The sequence below is a fragment of the Clostridium kluyveri DSM 555 genome, assembly GCF_000016505.1.
GTDB lineage: Bacteria > Bacillota > Clostridia > Clostridiales > Clostridiaceae > Clostridium_B > Clostridium_B kluyveri.
The window spans coordinates 1,978,122-1,998,650 of record NC_009706.1 but is presented as its reverse complement, the minus strand read 5'-3'; the positions used below and the strand labels follow the sequence as shown (position 1 = coordinate 1,998,650).

General features: G+C 33.1%; 38 protein-coding genes and 1 pseudogene. 28 read left to right on the top strand and 11 right to left on the bottom strand.

Annotated elements, in window-relative coordinates; translation table 11 throughout:
• Positions 1 to 76 precede the first annotated feature (76 nt).
• The 8 genes and pseudogenes from CKL_RS09445 to CKL_RS09410 all read right to left on the bottom strand — a co-directional run bounded on the left by CKL_RS09445 (position 77) and on the right by CKL_RS09410 (position 6,113).
• Complete coding sequence (locus tag CKL_RS09445; RefSeq protein ID WP_012102218.1) at positions 77 to 1,222, bottom strand: helix-turn-helix domain-containing protein; 1,146 nt, start codon at positions 1,220 to 1,222, stop codon at positions 77 to 79.
• Positions 1,223 to 1,227: 5 nt separating this feature from the next.
• Positions 1,228 to 1,890 (bottom strand): hypothetical protein, encoded by a 663-nt coding sequence (locus CKL_RS09440; RefSeq protein ID WP_012102217.1) that lies wholly within the window; start codon positions 1,888 to 1,890, stop codon positions 1,228 to 1,230.
• 286 nt (positions 1,891 to 2,176) lie between these two features.
• Positions 2,177 to 2,368, bottom strand: coding sequence for a hypothetical protein (locus CKL_RS09435; RefSeq protein WP_012102312.1), 192 nt, complete (start codon positions 2,366 to 2,368; stop codon positions 2,177 to 2,179).
• A gap of 109 nt (positions 2,369 to 2,477) precedes the next feature.
• On the bottom strand, positions 2,478 to 2,747 hold the full coding sequence (locus tag CKL_RS09430; RefSeq protein WP_012102311.1) for a helix-turn-helix domain-containing protein: 270 nt from the start codon (positions 2,745 to 2,747) through the stop codon (positions 2,478 to 2,480).
• A 2-nt stretch (positions 2,748 to 2,749) separates the two neighbouring features.
• A pseudogene (locus tag CKL_RS09425) lies at positions 2,750 to 3,289 on the bottom strand (FAD-dependent oxidoreductase); the annotation flags it as partial.
• 21 nt (positions 3,290 to 3,310) lie between these two features.
• The gene (locus tag CKL_RS09420) at positions 3,311 to 4,951 is read right to left on the bottom strand and encodes a recombinase family protein (protein WP_041709861.1); all 1,641 of its coding nucleotides are present in this window, start codon (positions 4,949 to 4,951) and stop codon (positions 3,311 to 3,313) included.
• Positions 4,952 to 5,118: 167 nt separating this feature from the next.
• Complete coding sequence (locus CKL_RS09415; protein ID WP_242652477.1) at positions 5,119 to 5,307, bottom strand: hypothetical protein; 189 nt, start codon at positions 5,305 to 5,307, stop codon at positions 5,119 to 5,121.
• A gap of 257 nt (positions 5,308 to 5,564) precedes the next feature.
• Positions 5,565 to 6,113 carry a hypothetical protein gene (locus tag CKL_RS09410; protein WP_012102306.1) on the bottom strand — a complete coding sequence of 183 codons (549 nt, stop codon included), beginning with the start codon at positions 6,111 to 6,113 and terminating at the stop codon, positions 5,565 to 5,567.
• A 41-nt stretch (positions 6,114 to 6,154) separates the two neighbouring features.
• Between CKL_RS09410 and CKL_RS09405 the strand changes: the two genes are divergently transcribed.
• Positions 6,155 to 6,427 (top strand): hypothetical protein, encoded by a 273-nt coding sequence (locus CKL_RS09405; protein ID WP_041709846.1) that lies wholly within the window; start codon positions 6,155 to 6,157, stop codon positions 6,425 to 6,427.
• A gap of 88 nt (positions 6,428 to 6,515) precedes the next feature.
• Here CKL_RS09405 and CKL_RS09400 read toward each other — a convergent pair whose 3' ends face one another.
• Positions 6,516 to 7,157 (bottom strand): helix-turn-helix domain-containing protein, encoded by a 642-nt coding sequence (locus CKL_RS09400; protein ID WP_012102305.1) that lies wholly within the window; start codon positions 7,155 to 7,157, stop codon positions 6,516 to 6,518.
• A 157-nt stretch (positions 7,158 to 7,314) separates the two neighbouring features.
• Here CKL_RS09400 and CKL_RS09395 point away from each other — a divergent pair, with 157 nt between their 5' ends.
• Positions 7,315 to 7,569: a hypothetical protein gene (locus tag CKL_RS09395; protein ID WP_012102353.1), complete on the top strand. Its 255-nt coding sequence runs from the start codon at positions 7,315 to 7,317 to the stop codon at positions 7,567 to 7,569.
• A gap of 16 nt (positions 7,570 to 7,585) precedes the next feature.
• On the opposite strand, the gene CKL_RS09390 is transcribed toward CKL_RS09395, so the two are convergent.
• Together CKL_RS09390 and CKL_RS09385 are read right to left on the bottom strand one after the other, a co-directional pair.
• Positions 7,586 to 7,864, bottom strand: a complete 279-nt coding sequence (locus CKL_RS09390; protein WP_012102304.1) for a hypothetical protein — start codon at positions 7,862 to 7,864, stop codon at positions 7,586 to 7,588.
• Positions 7,865 to 7,882: 18 nt separating this feature from the next.
• A complete protein-coding gene (locus tag CKL_RS09385; RefSeq protein ID WP_012102303.1) occupies positions 7,883 to 8,185 on the bottom strand; it encodes a helix-turn-helix domain-containing protein in 303 nt (100 codons plus the stop codon).
• Between the two features lie 198 nt (positions 8,186 to 8,383).
• Between CKL_RS09385 and CKL_RS09380 the strand changes: the two genes are divergently transcribed.
• From CKL_RS09380 to CKL_RS09280, 26 genes are all read left to right on the top strand, one after another.
• Positions 8,384 to 8,599, top strand: coding sequence for a helix-turn-helix transcriptional regulator (locus CKL_RS09380; RefSeq protein ID WP_041709845.1), 216 nt, complete (start codon positions 8,384 to 8,386; stop codon positions 8,597 to 8,599).
• A 76-nt stretch (positions 8,600 to 8,675) separates the two neighbouring features.
• The gene (locus CKL_RS09375; RefSeq protein ID WP_041709844.1) at positions 8,676 to 8,855 is read left to right on the top strand and encodes a hypothetical protein; all 180 of its coding nucleotides are present in this window, start codon (positions 8,676 to 8,678) and stop codon (positions 8,853 to 8,855) included.
• A 224-nt stretch (positions 8,856 to 9,079) separates the two neighbouring features.
• Entirely contained in the window at positions 9,080 to 9,553 is a 474-nt protein-coding gene (locus tag CKL_RS09370) for a hypothetical protein (protein WP_012102302.1), read from the top strand.
• Between the two features lie 20 nt (positions 9,554 to 9,573).
• The gene (locus CKL_RS09365; RefSeq protein WP_012102301.1) at positions 9,574 to 10,377 is read left to right on the top strand and encodes a phage antirepressor; all 804 of its coding nucleotides are present in this window, start codon (positions 9,574 to 9,576) and stop codon (positions 10,375 to 10,377) included.
• On the top strand, positions 10,374 to 10,574 hold the full coding sequence (locus CKL_RS09360) for a DUF7167 family protein (protein ID WP_012102300.1): 201 nt from the start codon (positions 10,374 to 10,376) through the stop codon (positions 10,572 to 10,574). The genes CKL_RS09365 and CKL_RS09360 overlap by 4 nt, the downstream gene beginning before the upstream one ends.
• 132 nt (positions 10,575 to 10,706) lie before the next feature.
• On the top strand, positions 10,707 to 10,901 hold the full coding sequence (locus tag CKL_RS09355) for a hypothetical protein (RefSeq protein WP_012102299.1): 195 nt from the start codon (positions 10,707 to 10,709) through the stop codon (positions 10,899 to 10,901).
• Positions 10,902 to 11,054, top strand: coding sequence for a hypothetical protein (locus tag CKL_RS20715; protein WP_012102339.1), 153 nt, complete (start codon positions 10,902 to 10,904; stop codon positions 11,052 to 11,054). It abuts the gene before it with no gap.
• A gap of 6 nt (positions 11,055 to 11,060) precedes the next feature.
• Positions 11,061 to 11,483 (top strand): hypothetical protein, encoded by a 423-nt coding sequence (locus tag CKL_RS09350; protein WP_012102298.1) that lies wholly within the window; start codon positions 11,061 to 11,063, stop codon positions 11,481 to 11,483.
• 27 nt (positions 11,484 to 11,510) lie between these two features.
• Entirely contained in the window at positions 11,511 to 11,762 is a 252-nt protein-coding gene (locus CKL_RS09345) for a sigma factor-like helix-turn-helix DNA-binding protein (RefSeq protein ID WP_012102297.1), read from the top strand.
• Positions 11,759 to 11,944 (top strand): aspartyl-phosphate phosphatase Spo0E family protein, encoded by a 186-nt coding sequence (locus CKL_RS09340; RefSeq protein WP_012102338.1) that lies wholly within the window; start codon positions 11,759 to 11,761, stop codon positions 11,942 to 11,944. Before CKL_RS09345 ends, CKL_RS09340 begins: the two co-directional genes overlap by 4 nt.
• Before the next feature lie 4 nt (positions 11,945 to 11,948).
• The gene (locus tag CKL_RS21540) at positions 11,949 to 12,071 is read left to right on the top strand and encodes a hypothetical protein (protein WP_265873540.1); all 123 of its coding nucleotides are present in this window, start codon (positions 11,949 to 11,951) and stop codon (positions 12,069 to 12,071) included.
• Between the two features lie 13 nt (positions 12,072 to 12,084).
• Positions 12,085 to 12,234, top strand: coding sequence for a hypothetical protein (locus tag CKL_RS20710; protein WP_155814025.1), 150 nt, complete (start codon positions 12,085 to 12,087; stop codon positions 12,232 to 12,234).
• 12 nt (positions 12,235 to 12,246) lie between these two features.
• A complete protein-coding gene (locus tag CKL_RS09335) occupies positions 12,247 to 12,648 on the top strand; it encodes a YopX family protein (protein WP_012102295.1) in 402 nt (133 codons plus the stop codon).
• Position 12,649: 1 nt separating this feature from the next.
• A complete protein-coding gene (locus tag CKL_RS20705; RefSeq protein WP_012102337.1) occupies positions 12,650 to 12,790 on the top strand; it encodes a hypothetical protein in 141 nt (46 codons plus the stop codon).
• Between the two features lie 3 nt (positions 12,791 to 12,793).
• Positions 12,794 to 13,030, top strand: coding sequence for a hypothetical protein (locus CKL_RS09330; protein ID WP_012102294.1), 237 nt, complete (start codon positions 12,794 to 12,796; stop codon positions 13,028 to 13,030).
• Positions 13,031 to 13,220: 190 nt separating this feature from the next.
• The gene (locus CKL_RS09325; RefSeq protein WP_012102293.1) at positions 13,221 to 13,460 is read left to right on the top strand and encodes a hypothetical protein; all 240 of its coding nucleotides are present in this window, start codon (positions 13,221 to 13,223) and stop codon (positions 13,458 to 13,460) included.
• Between the two features lie 2 nt (positions 13,461 to 13,462).
• Positions 13,463 to 13,639: a hypothetical protein gene (locus CKL_RS20700; RefSeq protein ID WP_012102292.1), complete on the top strand. Its 177-nt coding sequence runs from the start codon at positions 13,463 to 13,465 to the stop codon at positions 13,637 to 13,639.
• A 2-nt stretch (positions 13,640 to 13,641) separates the two neighbouring features.
• Complete coding sequence (locus CKL_RS09320; protein WP_012102291.1) at positions 13,642 to 14,535, top strand: recombinase RecT; 894 nt, start codon at positions 13,642 to 13,644, stop codon at positions 14,533 to 14,535.
• Positions 14,535 to 15,329 carry a PD-(D/E)XK nuclease-like domain-containing protein gene (locus CKL_RS09315; RefSeq protein WP_012102290.1) on the top strand — a complete coding sequence of 265 codons (795 nt, stop codon included), beginning with the start codon at positions 14,535 to 14,537 and terminating at the stop codon, positions 15,327 to 15,329. The genes CKL_RS09320 and CKL_RS09315 overlap by 1 nt, the downstream gene beginning before the upstream one ends.
• A 40-nt stretch (positions 15,330 to 15,369) precedes the next feature.
• Positions 15,370 to 16,308 (top strand): phage replisome organizer N-terminal domain-containing protein, encoded by a 939-nt coding sequence (locus CKL_RS09310; protein ID WP_012102289.1) that lies wholly within the window; start codon positions 15,370 to 15,372, stop codon positions 16,306 to 16,308.
• Between the two features lie 12 nt (positions 16,309 to 16,320).
• The gene (gene dnaB, locus CKL_RS09305) at positions 16,321 to 17,655 is read left to right on the top strand and encodes a replicative DNA helicase (RefSeq protein WP_242649492.1); all 1,335 of its coding nucleotides are present in this window, start codon (positions 16,321 to 16,323) and stop codon (positions 17,653 to 17,655) included.
• A 3-nt stretch (positions 17,656 to 17,658) separates the two neighbouring features.
• The gene (locus CKL_RS20695) at positions 17,659 to 17,826 is read left to right on the top strand and encodes a hypothetical protein (protein ID WP_012102287.1); all 168 of its coding nucleotides are present in this window, start codon (positions 17,659 to 17,661) and stop codon (positions 17,824 to 17,826) included.
• A 65-nt stretch (positions 17,827 to 17,891) separates the two neighbouring features.
• Complete coding sequence (locus CKL_RS09300; protein WP_012102286.1) at positions 17,892 to 18,719, top strand: DNA adenine methylase; 828 nt, start codon at positions 17,892 to 17,894, stop codon at positions 18,717 to 18,719.
• 14 nt (positions 18,720 to 18,733) lie between these two features.
• Positions 18,734 to 19,138 (top strand): hypothetical protein, encoded by a 405-nt coding sequence (locus CKL_RS09295; RefSeq protein ID WP_012102285.1) that lies wholly within the window; start codon positions 18,734 to 18,736, stop codon positions 19,136 to 19,138.
• A 483-nt stretch (positions 19,139 to 19,621) separates the two neighbouring features.
• A complete protein-coding gene (locus CKL_RS09285; protein ID WP_012102283.1) occupies positions 19,622 to 20,350 on the top strand; it encodes a hypothetical protein in 729 nt (242 codons plus the stop codon).
• Complete coding sequence (locus CKL_RS09280) at positions 20,347 to 20,529, top strand: DUF6877 family protein (RefSeq protein ID WP_012103625.1); 183 nt, start codon at positions 20,347 to 20,349, stop codon at positions 20,527 to 20,529. The genes CKL_RS09285 and CKL_RS09280 overlap by 4 nt, the downstream gene beginning before the upstream one ends.

Below are 20,529 nucleotides of genomic sequence, written 5' to 3'. Positions count from 1 at the left end.
TATGAATTTCCTTTAGGTTAAGGAAAGATGATTCATGAAATTCTAGGTTTTTTATTAATTAGAACAAATAATTTGTTTATTTAATTATCTTTAATTCAAGTTTTTTTTGTTTTGGTTTCATTTTAAAAATTTCATCTGGCAAGCAACATATAGATTGAATATCTTCTTTATTTAAACATATATCTTGAATTGTTTGTTCTGGATGAAGTATTTTATTATCAAATAATAATTCAAAAGCCTCTTTAAAAATTGAAGGTTCTTCTGGTTGCAAAATATCATCTAATGGCTCATGTTTCCACATTTGCTTTAAAGTCATTTGCCTTTGCAGATAACTTATCTGATTATCTGTAAATAAATTGAGTTGTTTGGATCGCATTATCATGGCATTGACCGAAACCTTCCACTTCTCTTTTAACATTAATAAATAATCTACTGAATTATGAATTATCTCCGTTGGAAATGAAGTTATAGGCATTAAGAAGGCACCAGCAAAATAATTCGCTTCAGCTTCAATTCTGTTTAGAACATCTTTTTTATATACATCATTTATTTTCAAAGTTGGATGTAATAATAAATGGCCTAATTCGTGTGCCGCATCAAATCTTGATCTTACAGCAGAACCTTTCTCACTACCCAAAAATATATATCCTTTTCCATTATTCCATTGTGAGAAAGCATCAATTTTTTTATTTTTAAATTTGATTCTACAGATAATAATACCATTCGTTTCTAATAGATCTACCATATTGTGAATAGGGTTATCGCCTAAATTCCAATATTTTCTCACATATAAAGCTATTTCTTCAATAGTTTTGTTGTCAATTGGTTCTTTGTAGGTATAGTTACTTATATCAGGTAAATTTACATCATAAAAATTTATATATTTATTTAGGTACTTATATATATCATCAGCCCATTTAATATAATAGCTGTAAGCATTCTTTATTTTTTTAGGAGTACTTTTCATTGCTCTAAAAAATATGGCACTATTTTCACACGTTCGCTCATTTTCAGATTTATAAAAGAATTGAATTGGAAAATTAAGTGCATTGGACATTTTCTTTAGTACGAATACAGAAGGGTTCATAATTCCTTTTTCGTATTGGGAAATTGCCTGGCTTGTTACTTCTATTAACTCTGATAGTTCTGACATTGATAATCCACGAGACTCTCTTGCTTCTTTTATTCTTGCAGGGACTATATCAAAATTGTTTTTTACCATTCTTATCACAGCCTTTTCTCTTCATTTAAAAGTTCTTTTAATATTGTATCTCGAATTTTAATACCTTTCTTTTTAGTATCTTTATCTTCAGAGCTAATTTTAACAGATTTAAGTTCTAATTTTAAGTCTAGGGAGGATAGAATTTTTTCGAATTTACAGTTTGGTATAATTAGATTTAAAAATTCAAGAGTATCTGCACCACCATATGTAATAATCCCATAATATTTATCGTCTTTAATAGCAGGGTTAGATTGATCTGTAAAATCAAAGATTGTTTGCTTTTCGTCGAAATTATTACAATAGGAAGATTCCAATTTGTACCTTGAACGTGATGGTAAACTGTCTTTATCTTTAGCAGATGCAATGTGTAAAAATATATTTCCAGCTGATAATTCAGGAACATATTCGCCGAAATTATTAGTTTTTTTCATTCTGCATTTAAAAGGGAAATTTTCGGGTAATAAATCCAATTCAAATTGATAATATATAGCTTTTGTGCGTATTCTAGGTAATATAGGTTTAAAATATTTGCTACTTAATATAGCATAATTATTTTTATACAATTCTCTAAATACTTGTTCGCCAATTTGAATTATAGGATATAATGTACGCCTGAGTGATAAAGTTATTTCATGTTTGATTAACTCATCAGCATTCTTATATATCATCAAAATAAACACTCCATTCTAAAATATGATATAAATAATTTTACATTATTATGATAATTTTATCAAGTATTTTTATATAATAATACTATTTCATCAATAAATTAAATGCTTGGATATAATGTAATTCGAATAAATATAATTTAAATAAAAAGCCCAGGACCAAACCCAGGGCTTTCACAATTAGAACATAAATGAGTGACTTTAAGTATTCTTATGGTATTAACCATTATACCCAACTCTAAGCATTTTATATTTATTTTTCAAATAAAAAAGAGAGCCAAAGCTCTCAAATCTTTTTCCACGTATCATAAAACCATTCCATATTCTTTCTTCCGAATTGTCTTGCAATTTCTTCTTTAACTCTTTCATCATATATGTTTAGATCATAGCCCGGAGTATATATAGCTGCTAACTCAAATACCTTCTCATATAGCAAGTCAAAAAGTTCGTCATTGAACATATCCAAACCTGTAAACACAAACCACTCCCCCTTTTTATTCCATTATACCAGATAGTAGACACAGGGGAGGAATTAGTTCAGAATGTGGTAAAAGGGGCTTAGAATACCCCTTTCTTTCTTTTGCACTTTATAAAAAATAATCAATAGACATATTGAAAGTTTGACATATCTTTTCCAAATTAACGTGCTTAGGTTTTGATAATCCTATTTCGTATTTACATAAAGAAGAATAGCCTATAGAACAAACTTCAGCAAATTCACGTTGGGTATATCCTTTGATCATTCTTAATTTATAAATTTTTTGTGCAATTGTTCTTTCAGGAAGTGTATAATATATTGTAGAGGTAGAGTTTTCAATATCTTTGAATACATTTCTATATGTTGCAGTTTTGTTCATACTGCATGTCCCGTATCAAGAAGTACTATATTTTCCGCAAATTCCTTTAAAGCATATTGCTGGCAAACTTTATTTTTTAGCTTATCCAAGTTTATATCTTCTTTTGGAACTTTAAGAACAACCACACCGTCCTCTTCTAATTTATTTACCAGCTCTTTAGATAAAGTTTCCTTGGCAAGTTTACATGAGCCACTAAAAGCTCCATAATTTCCATCTGTCCTTTCTCCATGGAAATCTTCAGCTCCTGCACAGTTGCTTATACTTATTCTCGGACCAAAAGTTGGACACCTTAGTATACACATGGAGCATCCATTTCCGTATTTCATACAGTTTCCCATAGGACCTGTGGAACCTGTAGTTTCGATAAATACATCACCTTCTTCATATTCCCCATTAGAGGTGTAAACACCTTTAATTTTATTTACTTTCATTTCAACATCTACTACCCGTGATATCAAGTTTAATTTTATTCCTTTAGATAAGATATAGTTTCTTACAATTGGTTCGATTTTGTTTACATCATACAGCCAGGCGTGAGCATGACGTATTGTATTGCGACATATTTAGCGAACTACAGGACGAAGTGTGTGTTTTTTTTTACTTCCCCATAACTGGATATCAACATCACCAGTATTACCGTTCCAGTAAACTTTATCAATTATATTCTCAAGTATAAGTCTTTTCTTAGAAGTGTCTTTTATCATATCAAAAGATGAATTAAATTCATGCAATGATTTTTCTATTATTTCAAAGTTTAATTTCTTCTGTATGTTTTCTTGTTTAGTATCTTTGGATTTCTCCAATTTCAAATTTAATTTTTTTATTTCATTTCCTAAAGATTCAATTTTACTTGTTATAAATTCAGATGCAATAGAATTGTTTGCATTCGTATGAGCTAGTTGCTCCAGCAATGTATTTATTTGATCGCTTTTATCTTTAATTTCTTTAGTTATTGTTTCAGTGAAATTATTTTCAATGGATACAGCTGCTTCATTCTTGGCAACTTGTAATTCTTTTAGTATCTTAGTTGTATTTAGCTGTTTAATATTTTCAATAATGGCCTTTTCAAGCTCTGGACCTTTTACATTAGGATTATCACATCTGCTTTTAGCTGAATGAGCTTTCATTGTACACATATAATAATATATTCTTTCACTTCCATCTTTTTTAGGTCTACCATAGCATACACGCATAGGAGCACCACACAAGGCACATTTTAAAACCCCGGATAATAAAGATTTTTTAGAAGTTCCTTGTCTCGGATTTGCTTTCTTTTTATTTTTATTTAAACGAAATTGAACCTCTAACCATGTATTGCTATCTATAACTCCTTCATGTTTTCCTATAGCAGCAATCCATTCAGTCTTTTTTTTAGGTACATATTTTGAATTACGTTTATTATAGGTCATAATACCATTACCGTTAGGAGTACCACATGTAATTATGCCCGAATCTGATAAATATTTAAAAACTCCATCATCTGATTTAACATACACAGGATTTCTTAAAATATCATTTATAGACATAGATGCAAAATCTCCTCCGTTTTTACCTCTTATATTATTAGATAATAAGTATTTAAGAACTAAGGATATAGAACCAAATTCTATATATTTATTGTAAATTAATTTAACTTTTTTAAGTTCTTCTTTTACAGGGGAGAGTTTATACATAGACTTTTCTTTCATTTCAGAATTGTAATAAAGTATTTTTTGGGAATCAAACCCTAGAGGAGTTTGCCCGCCAAGCCATCTTCCTGTTTTGGCAAGTTGAATCATATTATCTCTAATTCTTTCTGCTATTGTCTCCCTTTCTAGCTGAGCGAATACAGAGGATATATATACCATAGCTTTACCCATAGGAGTGCTTGTATCAAATTGCTCTTTTATGCTTACAAAAGATATATTATGTTGTTGTAGTAATTCTAATGTAGTTGAGAAGTCGGCAACATTCCTGCTTATTCTATCAAGCCGATAACACATAAGAACATCAAATTTTCTCTTTTTTACATCTTTCAATAGTTCTTGGAATTTAGGTCTGTTTGTATTTCCACCGGAAAAACCTTCATCCTCATATATTATAAAATTATCATTTTTTAAATTTAAATTCTTTTCTCCATATTCTTTACAGAGCTGAATCTGATTTTCAATAGATTCACCTTTACCTGTGAATAAGGATTTTCTACTGTATATGGCTGCCTTTATAATAATCACATCCCCATCTATAGAAATACTATAATTTATAAAAATAAATTTAAATGAGTTTAAATTTAATATAATTGTGGTATAATATGTTTAAAAGAAGCCGTTGCGGTTTTTATAGTTTTAAATGTTTAGAGTTTAAAAATGCACTTACTGGAATAGGTGCATTTTTAGTTTTTTGAGTTTTTATCTTCAGCAGTTATAGAAATTTCATTTTCAGTCAACTTACCAACCGAAGACTTACCTTTAATTTCAAGTCTATCTTTTAAATATGTTCCTATAATCACCATAGCTGTTAAGCCAAGTGCTGTAGCACATATAAATCCTAATGCAATGATAGTTTCACTCAAATTTGCCACCTCCTCTGCTGTCAGATTAACCGCAACGACCTCTTTTGTAAGAGATAAATTCTGGGAGGTGGCCAACTAAAAACATTTTTATTCTCTTGGTAAATATTATAACATATTTTAGATATATATTTACTGATTTTGTGCTTGATTATTGTTTCTCCATTTTTCGAATGATTCCCAAAAAGCATCTGCATCTTTTTTAACAGGTAACACATAATCTTTATTTAATATCGACGTAATTTCATCATAGTAATTATATAGCAAATTTAAACTAGTTTCTTCAATTTTAAATTTATATTTTTTAATTTGAGAGTATTATCAGAAATAAAACCATACTGGTTATCAAACCAATTAATATTATGGGATGAATAATTGGGAATTATTCTTTTACTTTCATTTAAACCATCAGTTAAATTATCATCCATATGTTCAAGCATATTGCGAAGCCTCTTTTTAGTAATATAGTCATCGCTACTTTTTATTTGTTTTGATTTTGTTTCCATTGACAGTTTATTATATAATTTTATTGTAATATTATATGATTTTTCAATAGCTATAAGTAAGAAATGAATATCAGTCCAAAGTTTAGTAAAAAGCAATCTATCATTAAATTTTTCAATAGATTGATTAGCAAGAGGTTCCATTTCTTTTTTAGTTTGCTCTATTCTTCTAAATTGTATAGTAATCACATTTAAATAATCTTCTAGATATTTATATAAATGTGATATTATAATATGTGTTTCATATTGAGGGTTAGATCCATCAATATGTTCTATATATTTGTAGATTTTTTTATAATTATCAAATTGCTTCAAAATATCGTTCCTCCCAATTTTTAATAAATGAGGTGAAAAGGATGATTGAAAAAAAGTATATTTTAGGTAGAACTGAATCAAATAAAGATGATGTACACATAAAATTTGATTTTATTGATGTTGATGGAAATAATGTAAAAGGTTCTTATTATGATATGTATCCAGATTTATATGATTCAATAGAACATTTTGCTTATATACTTACAAAACCAGGATCTTTTAACGATACAATTAATTTTCAAAACGACGATACAGGTTCGGTAGACATAAAATATCCTGTCAATATTACAATAGTACCGGCAAAGGATAAATAATATCTTTTGCCTATTTATTAAACTTATATCCAATTAGCTTTATAGCTATAAAGGTTTCAGTATTTTTTCTTCTTTTTCTTCAATTCATTCAACAAACGCCTTGATCCAAGGTAGCTGATTGTTCGTCTTTATTCTTATCCAGGCTATCTTTTAATTTTAATAGCTCAATATATTTTTCAAGTTCTTCTTTACTTTCAGGACTTAGGTCTTCAATTTTTTCCATGAAAGATTTTTTATTTTCAACTTTAGAATCATTTCTTTTGTTCGAAACACCTAATATATAATCGCATGAAACATCAAATATTTTAGATAATTTAATTAATATTTCATCCGTAAGAGGAACTTTACCATTTTCATATTTTGATATAGCAGCCCTTTTAACATTTAATAATTTACCTAAATGATCTTGAGTCCAGTTCATTTCCTCTCTCAATTCTTTTATCTTATTACCAAAAGGATTATTATTAAAATTATCAGTTGTAATATATTCATCTTCATTATCAGTGTCAATATAACCTGCAGCTCTCATTAAATCTTCATAGGTCACATTATTATGAGCTTTTGAAGCTAATCTTTTTAGAATTTCAGGAGAGGGCGGATTAGATATTTTCATATTAATACATTTTGAAATATATCCACGACTTACGCCACTGTCCTTAGAATATTCCTCTTTTGTTCTTTTACCAAGTGCCGTTTCTAATATATTTTTAAAATGTACTTTATCAAACAATTAAATCACTCCTTAGATTAATTTTATATCAATCGTGAAAAAAAGCAACATTTTATAGTGTAACTTTTTTTCACGTAAAAAGTATTGACACCTTAACAGGAAGATGGTATTATTCAAGTATGGAAACGTGAAAATATGAACGAAAGGAGATGATATAATGCAGCCTAATATTTCTGCTCTAAGAAATTTAGTAAACCAGTGTTTTAAGGGAAATAAAACATCATTTGCCTTAGCTTTAGGTATTGACAGAGGTCAGGTATCAAAGATATTGAAAGATGGCACTGGTGCCGGAGCGCAGTTTTTTGGGAAACTTATGGTATATTGTGAAAACAATGAATTAAATTTTAAAGACTTTATTTTTTTACCCAATTGCGTTCCTACAAGAACGAAAAATGAGGAGGTAGCGAGCTAAAGAGATATAGTTCCATCTACTTAACACCCTTAAGAAAAGCTATGTCGGTCATGTTCTTGCCAGCAACAGCTTCCACCATAGTTAAATCTTTTGATATGGTATCAATTTTACCTTCAACTGATGCGACCCTATGGTTGAGTTGATCAAGTAAAGCTTTATGTTCTTGTGAGTTATGTTCAAGAGCTTTAAGGATTTGAGTGTTTTCGGATGTTTGAGCTTCAAGTTTATCAAGACGTTCATTAGTTTTATTTTGGGAATCAAGTATTTGTTGCAATAGTTTTTCTGTATTATTCATTCTAATCATCCTTTCGGTTTATTTTAAAGCTTTTATGAACTCATTGAGCTTCTCAAGTTGCTCTGGAGTAAGATTTTTATTTTGATTTATAAACTCTTTAAAATGCTCAGGAATTATGTCAGATGAATCTGTTTTAAAGAACTCTGCTAAGGTTATATTTAAAGCTCCGCATAATTTTTCAAGCAACTCAAATGATGGAGATTTTGCGTTGTTTTCTAAACGACTTAAATATTCTCTTGTAACTCCAATATCTTTAGCTAGTTGAGTTGCAGTTAATTTATTTGATAATCTTAATGATTTAATTCTTTCACCAAATTGCATATAATCACCTACTTAAATGTAATCTATTAGTTTACATTATATATTATTCAAATTTAAACTTCAAGAAATTTAAAGATATATAGAGATAGTGAAAGAAAACAACATATTTTTTTGTATTTACAGTGAACTATAAGTTCACATTATATTTGACAATAGTGAACTATAAGTACAACATATAAAGTGTAAGGAGGCGATAAAGTGTTCAGAATTAAAGAGGCTCGAAAAAATGCGGGACTTACCCAACAACAGCTAGCAGACAGAGTTAATGCAACCAGAGAATATATATCTGCTATAGAAAACGAACATAAATTACCATCAATACCACTTCTGAAAAAGATAGCAATAGCCTTAAATACAACAGTAAAAAATCTGTATAAGGATGAAACAGAACCAACTCAAAAAGAAGTAGTATAGCCAACTCACACAATAATTAAAACTGCATATAATACTGTAGCTAAGTATGCTTAAAAATACCCGGGGAGGTGTTATTTTGCAAAAGCCAATAAACGTAAGAGTCCATTATCCAGAAGATCCTGAAATACTTGATGAACTAGAAACAAGGAAAGCAAGGTCTTTTGTTAGGGCATTAGTGAGTGAATATGAACTACCTCCTGACCAGATAGATGAACTTATATCAATATTACAAGAAAAACAAACAGTAGCTAGTTAAAAATTCATCTACCAGGGATAACAAACAAGTTAACTAAAGAGAAAAATGTAAAATACTTTCTTTCATAACTGAATATGGACAAACACATCCTCAATATATGCTATGAAATTTTCAAAGTTTTTGCTACTAAAATTTTATCATAAGAGAAGCATCTATAGTGTGTAACTTGACGGTATCTTCTTCACAACAATATGAATTTTCATTAGAGAAAAGAGGTGAGATATATGAAACTGGAAAGCACTAACAATGTATACATGAAAGCAAGGCTAAGGGCAGCAGAGTATAATGACAGGCTTAAAAGTAGAGAGGGTGCAGGAAAAATGTTTGGAGTAAGCGATCGTTCAATGGCAAATTATGAAAATGATTTGTGTAAACAGATACCAGTAGATATGGTTGTAAGAATGGCAGATACCTATAATGCTCCAGAGCTTATGTACCATTACTGCAATAATGAGTGTCCTATAGGAAAGTGTATTGCTCCTAATGTAGAACTTAAAGAAATATCATGTCTTGCAATTCAACTATCGGTTTTATCGAAGAATCCAGAGACTTTTGTAGAAAGACTAATGGAAATTTTGCAGGATGGATCTGTTGATAAAGATGAAAAACAGGATTTTATGACTATAGTTAAAGGTTTGATAGAGTTTTCTGAAAAGATACAGTCCTTAGAACTTTGGGCAAAGAAGAATTTGAAGTGAGTAGAAAGGAGGGATAAAGATTGAGTAAGTTACAAATTTTTAGGAGCAAAGAATTTGGGCAGGTAAGAACTACATTTATAAATGGAAAAATTCATTTTGTAGCTGTAGATATTGCCAGAGCATTAGGATATAAAAATACAAATGATGCTATTTTAAAGCACTGTAGGTGGGTAGCAAAATGCGAGGTACCTCATCCACAGAGTAAAACCAAAGTTATAGAAGTCAACGCAATACCAGAGGGTGATATTTATAGATTGGTAGCAAATTCTGAATTACCTGGAGCACAAGAATTTGAAAGCTGGATATTTGATAAAGTACTACCACAGATAAATCATACAGGTGGTTATATACCAAATAACGAGGATGAATCAGAGGAAGATATATTGGCTAAAGCTGTTTTGATAGCTAAAAGAACTATTGAAAGAAAGAACGAAATTATAGCAGATAAGAATAAACAACTTCAGGAGCAAAAGCCAAAAGTAATATTTGCAGAAAGTGTACAGGCATCCACTACAACAATCTTGATTGGGCAACTTGCCAAAATATTAAAGCAAAATGGAATTGACATGGGACAGAATAGATTATTTGAATGGCTTCGTAAAAATGGATACCTGATTAGCAGGAAGGGTACTGATTATAATATGCCTACACAAAAGTCTGCGAATTTAGGATTATTTACAACAAAGGAGACAACTATAGGTCATTCGGATGGTCATGTAAGTATATCTACCACACCAAAAGTAACTGGGAAAGGACAGGTATATTTTGTGAATAAGTTTAAGGAATTACAGGAAGGTGTTAGAGAAAGGCAGGCGACAAAATGACCAACTCAAGAAAAATTAAAATAGGTGTAGGTTCTTCTGTATCATGTTTAGATGATGAAGAATACACATTAAAGGAACTAGGATTAAGTGAAAATGCAACTGAGGAAGAAATTACAAAAGCTGTATTTGACATGGTTTGCGACTATTTAGACTGGGGATGGAGTGAGATTGAGCATGACCACAAAAGAAATGCCTAAAAGATTCTGGAACATTCTGTATTGCAACGGTGTTAACCCAAACAATTATACATTTGTAGGCTGTGGCTATCAGGATTTTACAATTAAGAGTAAGAAAACAGGCAAGGTATTGTTGCCGATTAGGTATTAAGCATGAAGATAAAGGATTTACTAAACTCCAAGGAATTTGGAAACTGTACAGCAGGAGCAATTGTAAAAACACTATGTTACCCATATGATGATGCAGATTACTATGTCAATTCTTTAGAAGGTTTACCCTTAAATAAATATTCCGAGGAATTGGAGAGTATGGAACGACCATGCAGGAGGAGAAGGAGGGGAGTATAAATGGATTTAAGTAAATTATCTGTTGATGATTTAAAAAACGCTATTTGGACCTATAACAATGGTATGGTTCCAATTGGAGGACTAGATGTAGAAAGGTATCGTATGGAACTTATCCTTAGAGGTGAAAATGGCAAAGGATATAGAGAGGAGTAGGAATAAGTGAAGTATATAGATAAAAAGGGCAAGGAAGTATTTGTTAGCCAGGGCTTAGGAATGAAAGAATATGGTTCATTTAGAAAGAGTAAAGCAGGAGGACTTCACCGTGTAAAATCCCCAATGATGCCAATGGCTTCATCCAGAGAAGAAGCTCAAAAGAACTTGGATTTATGGGCTAGGAAAAATGGATTGAAGGCAGTTGAGGAGGTAAAGAAGATGTTTGATGCTACTGTGGTAAAAGGATACAACAGACTAAATGATGCAGACAAGGAGCTTTTCAAAAGATTTTGCAAAAAGTTTTATGATGTATGGGAATTCCCAGAGCAACATGCACCAGTGAAAATACAAAGAGTGGAGAATTATTTAAAAGTAACCCTAAAGGATGGGGTATGGTTGCACATTACTAAGGATTGTGAGTGGTATTAGATAGGGAAAAAGAGAGGAGGAAGAACAGTGAAGGAAAATTGGTATGCGCTTCTAATAGCTTCACAACGTCCAGTTGGTGTAGAACAGGCTTTTAGAATAATGAATGGGGATTCAATAGGAAGGAAGAAGAAATATTCCAAATTCACACAAGATGATATTGAATGTATGGAAAGTCTGAAAAGTGAAGGATACACATATAGGCAAATTGGAAAAGTATATGGCATATCAAGGGATGCTGTGCGTTCAAGGATTAATAGAAGAAAGCAGGTGCAGTCATGACCATAGAAGCTGCTAGAGATAAGTTACATGAATGTATGGATTTATATGACTTATCAGATATTAGAACTTTAGAGGCTAGTCAAGAAATGGACGAGTTTGTTAACGAAGAAATGAGAAAAATGATGGAGGGGAAGAAGGGGAAGTATGACACAGCTAGGAGTTCAAGTATTAGGAGTTTATAGCCTTATGGCAGTTATTGCACTAGCTATATATCACACAATCAGATTTAAAAGAGAAGATGACACAGAGAATCAATTAACCATAGTTGTTCTAATACCTGTAATTATATTCTTGGCAAATGTTATTTAAAGGAGGCCAATAGATGAGGGATAAGGAGTTTGTGAAGCTGCAGAAGGAAAACAAAAAGCTTAGGGAACTTTTAAGGGAAGGTATTCAACTTGCGGAAATTTGCGTGGAAAAGGTCAAGTGTCAGGAGGATGTGTACAAGCCGTTGGAGATTAAGAAGAGTTAGGAGGTGTAACAGATGCAAAGAGAACTTAAGTTTCGTGCATGGGATAAGCAAAATAAGTCTATGGAAGAAGTAGAGCTTTTAGGAGACGAAGTACTAAGGATTAAACATGCTGAATGGGAGAATAGAGAAGATTTTGAGGTTATGCAGTATACAGGTTTGAAAGATAAGAAGGGCGTAGAGATTTATGAGGGCGATATTATAGAAATAGTAAATAACTTGAATGAAGTAACTAAAAAGACTAACACCCATAATGCTATAGTTAAATACAAAGAAGGGTCGCTTGTGGCTACATGGCAAGATGAATTTGTTGGTGAAATTTTTAACTACTTTAATAGTTATAATACACCCATAGTTACCTTTGAAGTTATAGGCAATATCTACGAAAATCCAAGGCTCTTAAAGGAAGGTGAATAACATGGATGCACTTACAGTAAAGAAGCTTAGAGAGTGCCAGCTGGATAACAACGGAGAACTTTATGATCCGGTATCTGGAGAGACTTTTAAGGATATTGATGAACTGACAGTTGAGGAAGTAAAAATATTTATGGAGGGATAGGAGATGTGGATTAGAAGTCAAGATAGAAAGCTTTTGGCAGATATAAAAGCAATTGGGGCTTATAGTATTGAAATAAGAGCAAGTATAGGCGGAAATAGAGCCGATACTGGACCTCTAGGAGAGTACGAAAGCGAAGAAAGAGCTGTTGAGGTATTGGATGAGATACAAGAGAGCTTATGGGATTGTTTAAATGTTGATGAGAATGTTATTGCTAAAGTATACGAAATGCCAGAAAAGTAAAAAACGCCCTCGCCAAAGGGCACAAAATTAAAACTTCATTATCCCCATTCTACACCGGAATGGGGGAAAAATCAAATATTAGAGGAGAGCATGATAAGCGATTTCTTTATATACTATGTAGCAGTGTAATTTATGTGAGTAGGATTTATTGCTTCTATAGAAAAAGTAAATAGTTGTGGAGGGGTAGAAATTGGAGAAATTGTATCCTGAAGAATTAGAAATTTATGATAAAGATGCCACCGACAAATATATGCTTATAGGATTTTTAAAGAGTATCAGGAACGACAATAGTATTCATATTAAATCCTATGCAAAAGATGTCGGCAAGAATGATGATGACTATAAAAGAGGATATTACAAAGGTTTTAGAGATGTAGCAGAAATTCAAAACAGACTTATAGATAATTTTTTAAAGGAAATGGAGGTATAAGTATGTTACCAGATTGTTGTTATGATTACAGATATGAGGCTCCACAGGCACAAATAATAACAGTATGCGACATATGCGGAGAGGATATTTGTTCAGGGGATTCTTATTATAGGATCGGAAATAGAGAAATATGTAGTGATTGTATAGATGAATTTAAAGAAATAGCAGAGGAGGAATAAACGTGGGTAATCTAATAAATGGTAAGCCTGTGGAAGTGAAAAATATTCTGGCGAATGTAAATGTGCAAAAGAGATTTCAGGAGATTCTAGGTAAAAAGGCTGCAGGGTTTATGGCGAGTCTCATAAACGTATCTAATGGCAAATTAAAGGGGATAGAGCCTTACAGCGTTGTATCTTCCGCAATGATAGCAGCAACTTTGGATTTACCTATAGATCCTAATCTAGGCTTTGCATGGATAGTTCCTTATAAAAAGAAAGCACAATTTCAGATGGGATATAAAGGTTTTGTGCAATTGGGTTTAAGAACAGGGCAATATAAGAATATAAATGCTATCAGTATTTATAAGGGACAACTAAAAAGCTGGAATCCTCTTACAGAAAAGATTGAACTTAATTTTGAAAATAAGGAAAGTAATGAGGTCATAGGATATGCTGCATATTTCAGCTTGGTTAGTGGTTTTGAGAAATATGTTTATTGGAGTAAAGAAGAAGTAATAACCCATGCAAAGAGATTTTCTAAAGCATTTAATGATGGTCCTTGGCAGACAAATTTTAATAGAATGGCTGAAAAAACAGTTCTTAAAAATACTCTAAGTAAATGGGGTATTTTAAGTATAGACATGCAATTGGCACTACAAGCAGACCAGGCGGTAATTAAGAAAGGTGTACTTGATGGTGAGCCTGTGGAGGTAAACCTAGATTACATTGATAATCCTGATAGTATAGATACAGAATTTGAGGAAGTGGATTCTGAAAAAGTTACGACTAAACTTGATGATAAGTTTAAAAAAGCTAATAAAGATTCTGCACAAGATAGGAAAAAAGATGATACCCCTTCAGAAGATATGCAAGAAGATTTATTTAAAGGTACACCTTTTGAAGGAGCTGATGAGTAATGGAAGCTACACTTATAAAACTTACAGATGAAAATTACTTTTCTCAGGAAGCCAACCAACAATATATGTCAGTATCACAATTTAAAGCTTTCGGCGGCTGTGAAGCAGCTGCCCTGGCTTCCCTGAATGGAGAATGGAAAGAGGAAGAGAGTACAGCATTATTAGTAGGAAGTTACTTCCACAGTCATTTCGAAGGAACGCTGGATAGATTCAAACAGGAACATCCACAAATATTTACAACAAAAGGGGAACTTAAAGCAAATTATAGACAGGCTAATGAAATGATAAATTGCCTAGAAACAGATGAATATTTTAATCAGGCTTATGTTGGAGAAAGAGAAAAGATATTTACTGGAGAATTGTTCGGAGTCCCATGGAAAATCAAAGTGGATTTATTAAATCTTGAAGATGGGTATTTTATAGACTTGAAGAGCACTAGAGATTTCAAGGAACAAAAAGTGGAACATGATGAGGAATATGAATGGGTTACATTTGTGGAAAGATGGGGTTATTTAATCCAAATTGCTGTGTACAAAGAAATTTTAAGACAAAATATAGGAATTAATGACTTAGAGGGTTTTATAATTGCTGTAACCAAACAAAAACCACCCGACAAGGTAATACTGGGTTTCAGGCCAGAAGATTATGAAATAGGCATGAATCAGGTTGAACGGAATATAGAGCGTGTTTTACAAGTTAAGAATGGGCTTGTGAAGCCTACAAGATGTGGTAAATGTGCTTATTGCAGAAGTACAAAGAAACTAGATAGGACTTTCCATTATTCAGAGTTTTAGAAATTAGAAACAAATTTATTTTAGTAGAAAAGGTGAGATTATGGCAGAAGTTAAGTGGATTAAAATAAGTACAGCAATGTTTGATGACGAAAAAATTAAAATAATAGATGCAATGCCTGAACATGATACTATATTTTACATTTGGATGCGTCTTTTGGTACAGGCAGGCAAGACAAATGCAGGAGGGTATATATTCCTTGCAGAGGATATACCCTACACTGATGAGATGTTATCGGCAATCTTTAATAGACCTCTTAATACTGTAAGACTTGCCTTGGATACTTTGAAAAAATTCGGAATGATTCAAAGGTCCGAAAACAACGATTTAAAAATAACTAATTGGGACAAACATCAAAATGTGGAAAGTATGGATAAAATCAGAGAAGGAAATAGACTTAGAAAACGAAGGCAAAGGGAAAAAGAAAAACAGCAGGAGTTACTGGAAGAGCCAAAAAACAGTGAAGAAAACGTGACAGAAGGAGAGGAAATTGTGATGTCACAAGATAGTCACGAAATGTCACGTGACAGTCACGCTATAAGAGAGAGAGAGAGAGAAGAAGATCTAGATCTAGATAATAAGAGAGAGAGAAGAGAGAAAAAAGATCTCTCTCTCGATAATAACGCTTTAGAACTTTGTAAATATTGGGAAGTTCTGAAACCAGGTGAAAATATAACTGCACACTTGGCAGCTTTAAAGATATTTATAAACACTTATGGCTATGACTGGTGCAAAGAAGCAATGCAGATTATGGTCAAGAACAAAAATAAATTTATTTTAAGCTACATGGAGAAAATTTTAAAAAATTGGCTTGTGGAAGGAAAAAGTGAGGAATGTGGAACTTCCAAGAAAGAAAAGAATGCTCCTAAACCGCCATCTTACAAGGTTGTAAATCAAGGGTGTTGCCCTGTTTGTGGAGGTAAAGGAGTGGTGAGACAAAACAATGAATGGGTGGAATGTCCTAAGTGCAGGGGAGGTTAGAAATTGAATAACGTGACAGCTTTGCCAAGTAGTATTGAGGCCGAAAGGGGAGTTATAGGCACTATACTAAACAATAATCAGGCCATGGACATAGCTCTGGAATTAATTACGCCTGAAGATTTTTACAGAGAAAATCACAAGGTGATATTTAAAGCTCTAGTGAATTTGCATGAAAAAAATGCAGCTATGGACCTGTTAACAGTGAGTGAGCAGCTGAAAGACGGGCTGAAAGAAATCGGGGGAATTACTTACCTGTCACAGCTTATGGGAGCCTACACTCCGACTTCAAACGTAAAAGAGTACGCCTTGATAGTAAAAGACAAAAGCAATAAAAGAAAAATAATAAAAATAGCCAATGAAATGATGCTGGATGCCTGCAATAACTCTAGTGTGGATGATATTTTAAATAAAGCAGAAAGTAAGATTCTGGATATAAACAGCTATAAGGATTCAGAGATAGTCACGGCCAAGACAGTTGCTATGAATGCCTATGAAAAAATAGAAGAAAATTACAATAAGGGCGGAGGATTGGCAGGCCTGGCAACTGGCATAAAGTCCATAGATAACATGACTGGAGGACTGGAACCAGGGGACTACGTGATACTTGCGGCAAGACCCAGCATGGGTAAAAGTGCCATGATGCTTGAAATATCTGAAAACGTGGCAAAACAGGGTAAGTCAGTGTTGGTATTTAGTCTTGAAATGACCAAAGAAAAACTGATGAACAGATTGTTTTCAAGTCTGACAAAAATACCACTTGAGAGAATAAAGACCGGAGAATTGACTTCACCTGAGTGGAATAAACTTGCTAGTGCTGCCAATTTCATATGCCAGCAGAAATTATACTTTGACGATAAAGGTGGCCAGACGGTAAATGAAATACGTTCCAAATCCCGAAAAGCCAAGCTGCAATATGACCTGGATTTAATCGTAATAGACTACATTGGGAAAATACAGGGACAGGGTGAAAACAGGAATCAGGAATTAAGCAGGATATCAGATGCACTAAAGAATCTGGCTAAAGAACTAAAAATACCAATTGTAGTTTTATGCCAGTTATCTCGTGCACCGGAGGCCAGATCGGACCATAGACCTATGCTTTCGGATCTAAGAGAATCAGGGTCAATAGAACAGGATGCAGATATAGTTATTATGCTGTACAGGGATGAATACTATAACGCAGAAACAGAGGAAAAAAATATCATGGAAGCTATTGTAACTAAGAGCAGGGATGGAAAGACAGGAACTGTTAAATTGTATTGGGATGGCAATACCCAGAGGATTAGAGAACTGGACTATGTTCATGAGGGGAGTTATAACCCTGAAATATTTGGAAGAGGGGAATAGTAAATGGTAAATAGGTGGCAGATTTATAATTACCTGAAGGGTGGAAGCAATGAAATAAGCGTGAAAGACATAGAAAGGGCTCCAGTAGAAGAACTTAGGGAAGGCTTAATAGAGTTTATATTATACAAGCGTTTAATAATGCGTGAGGAAAAAGAGAGAGCAATGAGATAGTTTTTAAAGGTGCCGAGCATAATTACAGGATGCGAGAATTTGTTAGAAAGTGAGGATGGTGGATAGTGAAACTTAAGAATTTAACCAACATAAAGTGGATTGGCGGCAAACATGGCAAGGAAGAACGGTACCTGGAGCTTATGCCTAAACATAAAATATTTGCGGACTGTACTTTTGGAAGTGGGGCTGTGACTTTTTACAAGAGTGTTAAGTCTCCGGCCAAAATAACAGTTGTCAATGATAAAAATGATGAGCTTATAAACTACATGCTTGTTTTAAGGGATAGACCGGAAGAATTATTTCATGCATGTGATGGGCTGCCATACAGTGAAGCTCTTTATAAAAAATACAAATGGGACCCCCTACCTGAGGACAGTTTAGAGAGAGCTGTCAGGTTCTTCTACAAGATGCGATTGACATTCTCAGGAGGAGGCCACAAGTATAGAAATGGATTGGGACTTTCAAAGACTCAGGACAAGGCTGGGACTTACAGGTCCGCAGTTAACTTAATACCTAAGATGGCCCAAATAATCAAGACATGGAATATACTCTGCAGGGATTTTCAGGAGGTAATTGATTTCTACGATACGGAAGATACATTGTTCTTCCTGGACCCACCCTATGTAGGCTATGAAAATATTTATGCAGGTGGATTTCAACCAGAGGACCATTTGAGGCTAAGAAGGAGACTTGAAAAAATAAAAGGCAAAGCCATGGTTTGTTATTATCCGGATCCATTGATTGATGAATTATATTCCGGATGGTACAGGGTTGAATACAATACAGCTTCACAGATTGAGGTCAGAAGTGATGGAGACAAGTGTCCGGTCCGGACTGAATTAATTCTCATGAACTATAAGCCTCAGGTAGAGGAGCAGATGAAAATTGTTTGATTGAGGTGATAAAAATGGCAGTTGCATTCGAAAGAAAAAAAGAAGATTTGGACTTTATAAGAGACAACTGGGAAATCATACCTAAGAAGGATATGGCGAAGAAATTGGGGTGCAGTGCTTCGCTTGTGAGCATGATAGGGGCTGAATTAGGTTTACCCATACAACGTAAATTACCTACACTTCCCAGGGATTCATTCTACACTACGGAGAGTATTCGGAGGATGAAGAAGGATTTTAGGCTAGGGGAGAAGATAACTCTAAAAGTGGGAATCAGTCGTGGAAAATATAAAGTCATAAAAGGTATCGTGGCTGATAGTACAGATTACCTTGTGCTAGTTAAATGGAAGAAGAATGAAAACAACAGACGGGAAAGTTTTAGGTATGCGGAGTTCTGTGTGGGAGAGGTGCAGGTTGTATGATTTATAAATCCAAATATTCCACAATGTTTGAATGCCCTCATTGTGGCCATAAAAATAAAATGCCATGCAACTTTTGTGCAAAATGTGGAAAGAAGTTAATTAAAAATAAATGTCTGCACTGCTGGAGGAGTAGCAAGAAAGTCATTAAAAACACTGCTCAAAGTTGTGATGAATGCAATGTAAATAAGTTTAGTCCCAAAGGATTGTATAAATAACAGCCAATTCAAGCCATAGGCATAGCAAATTCAAAAGGAAAGGGGACAAGTAGTATAATTAATCGTCTTGAAATTAAGATAGGTTTAAAAAGGCTGTATTAGAGTTTTAGAGTAATAGTGTAGTAGGTGAGAAAGATGAAAAAGAAAAGTCCTAAGATGTGCAATCATTACTGGAAAAGTGTTGGCAAAACTAGGTCGGGTGGAATTATTAAAAGATGTTTGATATGCGGTGAATATTGCATTGTTAAATAAAAAGGAGTGAATATTAATGAGCTATAAAGAAAAGTGCTTTGAATATTTTAGCAGTAACAAAGGACAAGAAAAAGGAGATTTATTAAAAGGTGCAGTTAGTAAATTTGGAATAACTAGGTTGACAGCAGAGAACTATTACTCCAGGTGGAAAGCTCAAAATCCAAGTTCCGTTGATGAGGTGGCAGAAAAAGCAGCAGATTATATTTTTGGAGAAGGTGAAGAGGAAGAAATAGAAAAGAAACCAAATTTAACAGATGAAATGATACTTGAGGAATTGAAGAAAAGTGGCTTTAGCTATCCTTCGATAAGTCCCGGAACAATTAAATGCATTGCAAATAAATTTAACTTGGAAGAGCATACTGCAAAATTCAGGTTGGAGGAATTGGCTAAGAAAAGAAAAACCAAAGAAGAAAATAAAAAATTAGAGGTAACAAAGATGACAGAGGATGAAATAAATGAGTTGTGTGAAAATACTAAGTTTGAAAAAGAGACTGCTGCTGTGAATAATAAGCCAGCGAAGCCAGCTGATAAATCGGCGAAGGACTGCGAAGGACCGGCGAAAGATTCTAAGAAAAGATTGAAAATAGTTAGATTGGAAGGCGAAAAGTTAAGTTTTTCTATAGAAGGCAAATATGTTACTTTGTATACGCCACAGTCCAAAAGTATAGATGTAAAAATAGAAGATTTAAAAGATATAATTGCAGAAATTCAGGAATTTATGGAGCTTAAGGAAGTGGTTATGTGAGGATAGAAATTAAATCCATGGAAGATTTGAATAGAAATTTAAACAAGTTGCCAATTCAAGCTATAGAGGATATAAATAAAAGAATTACCGATTGGATGAGTGGAGAAGGAAGTAGCATTGATGATCCATACATTAAGCAGCAGCTTAGATATGCGGAAAATCTGGTGAATAGAAGGTGA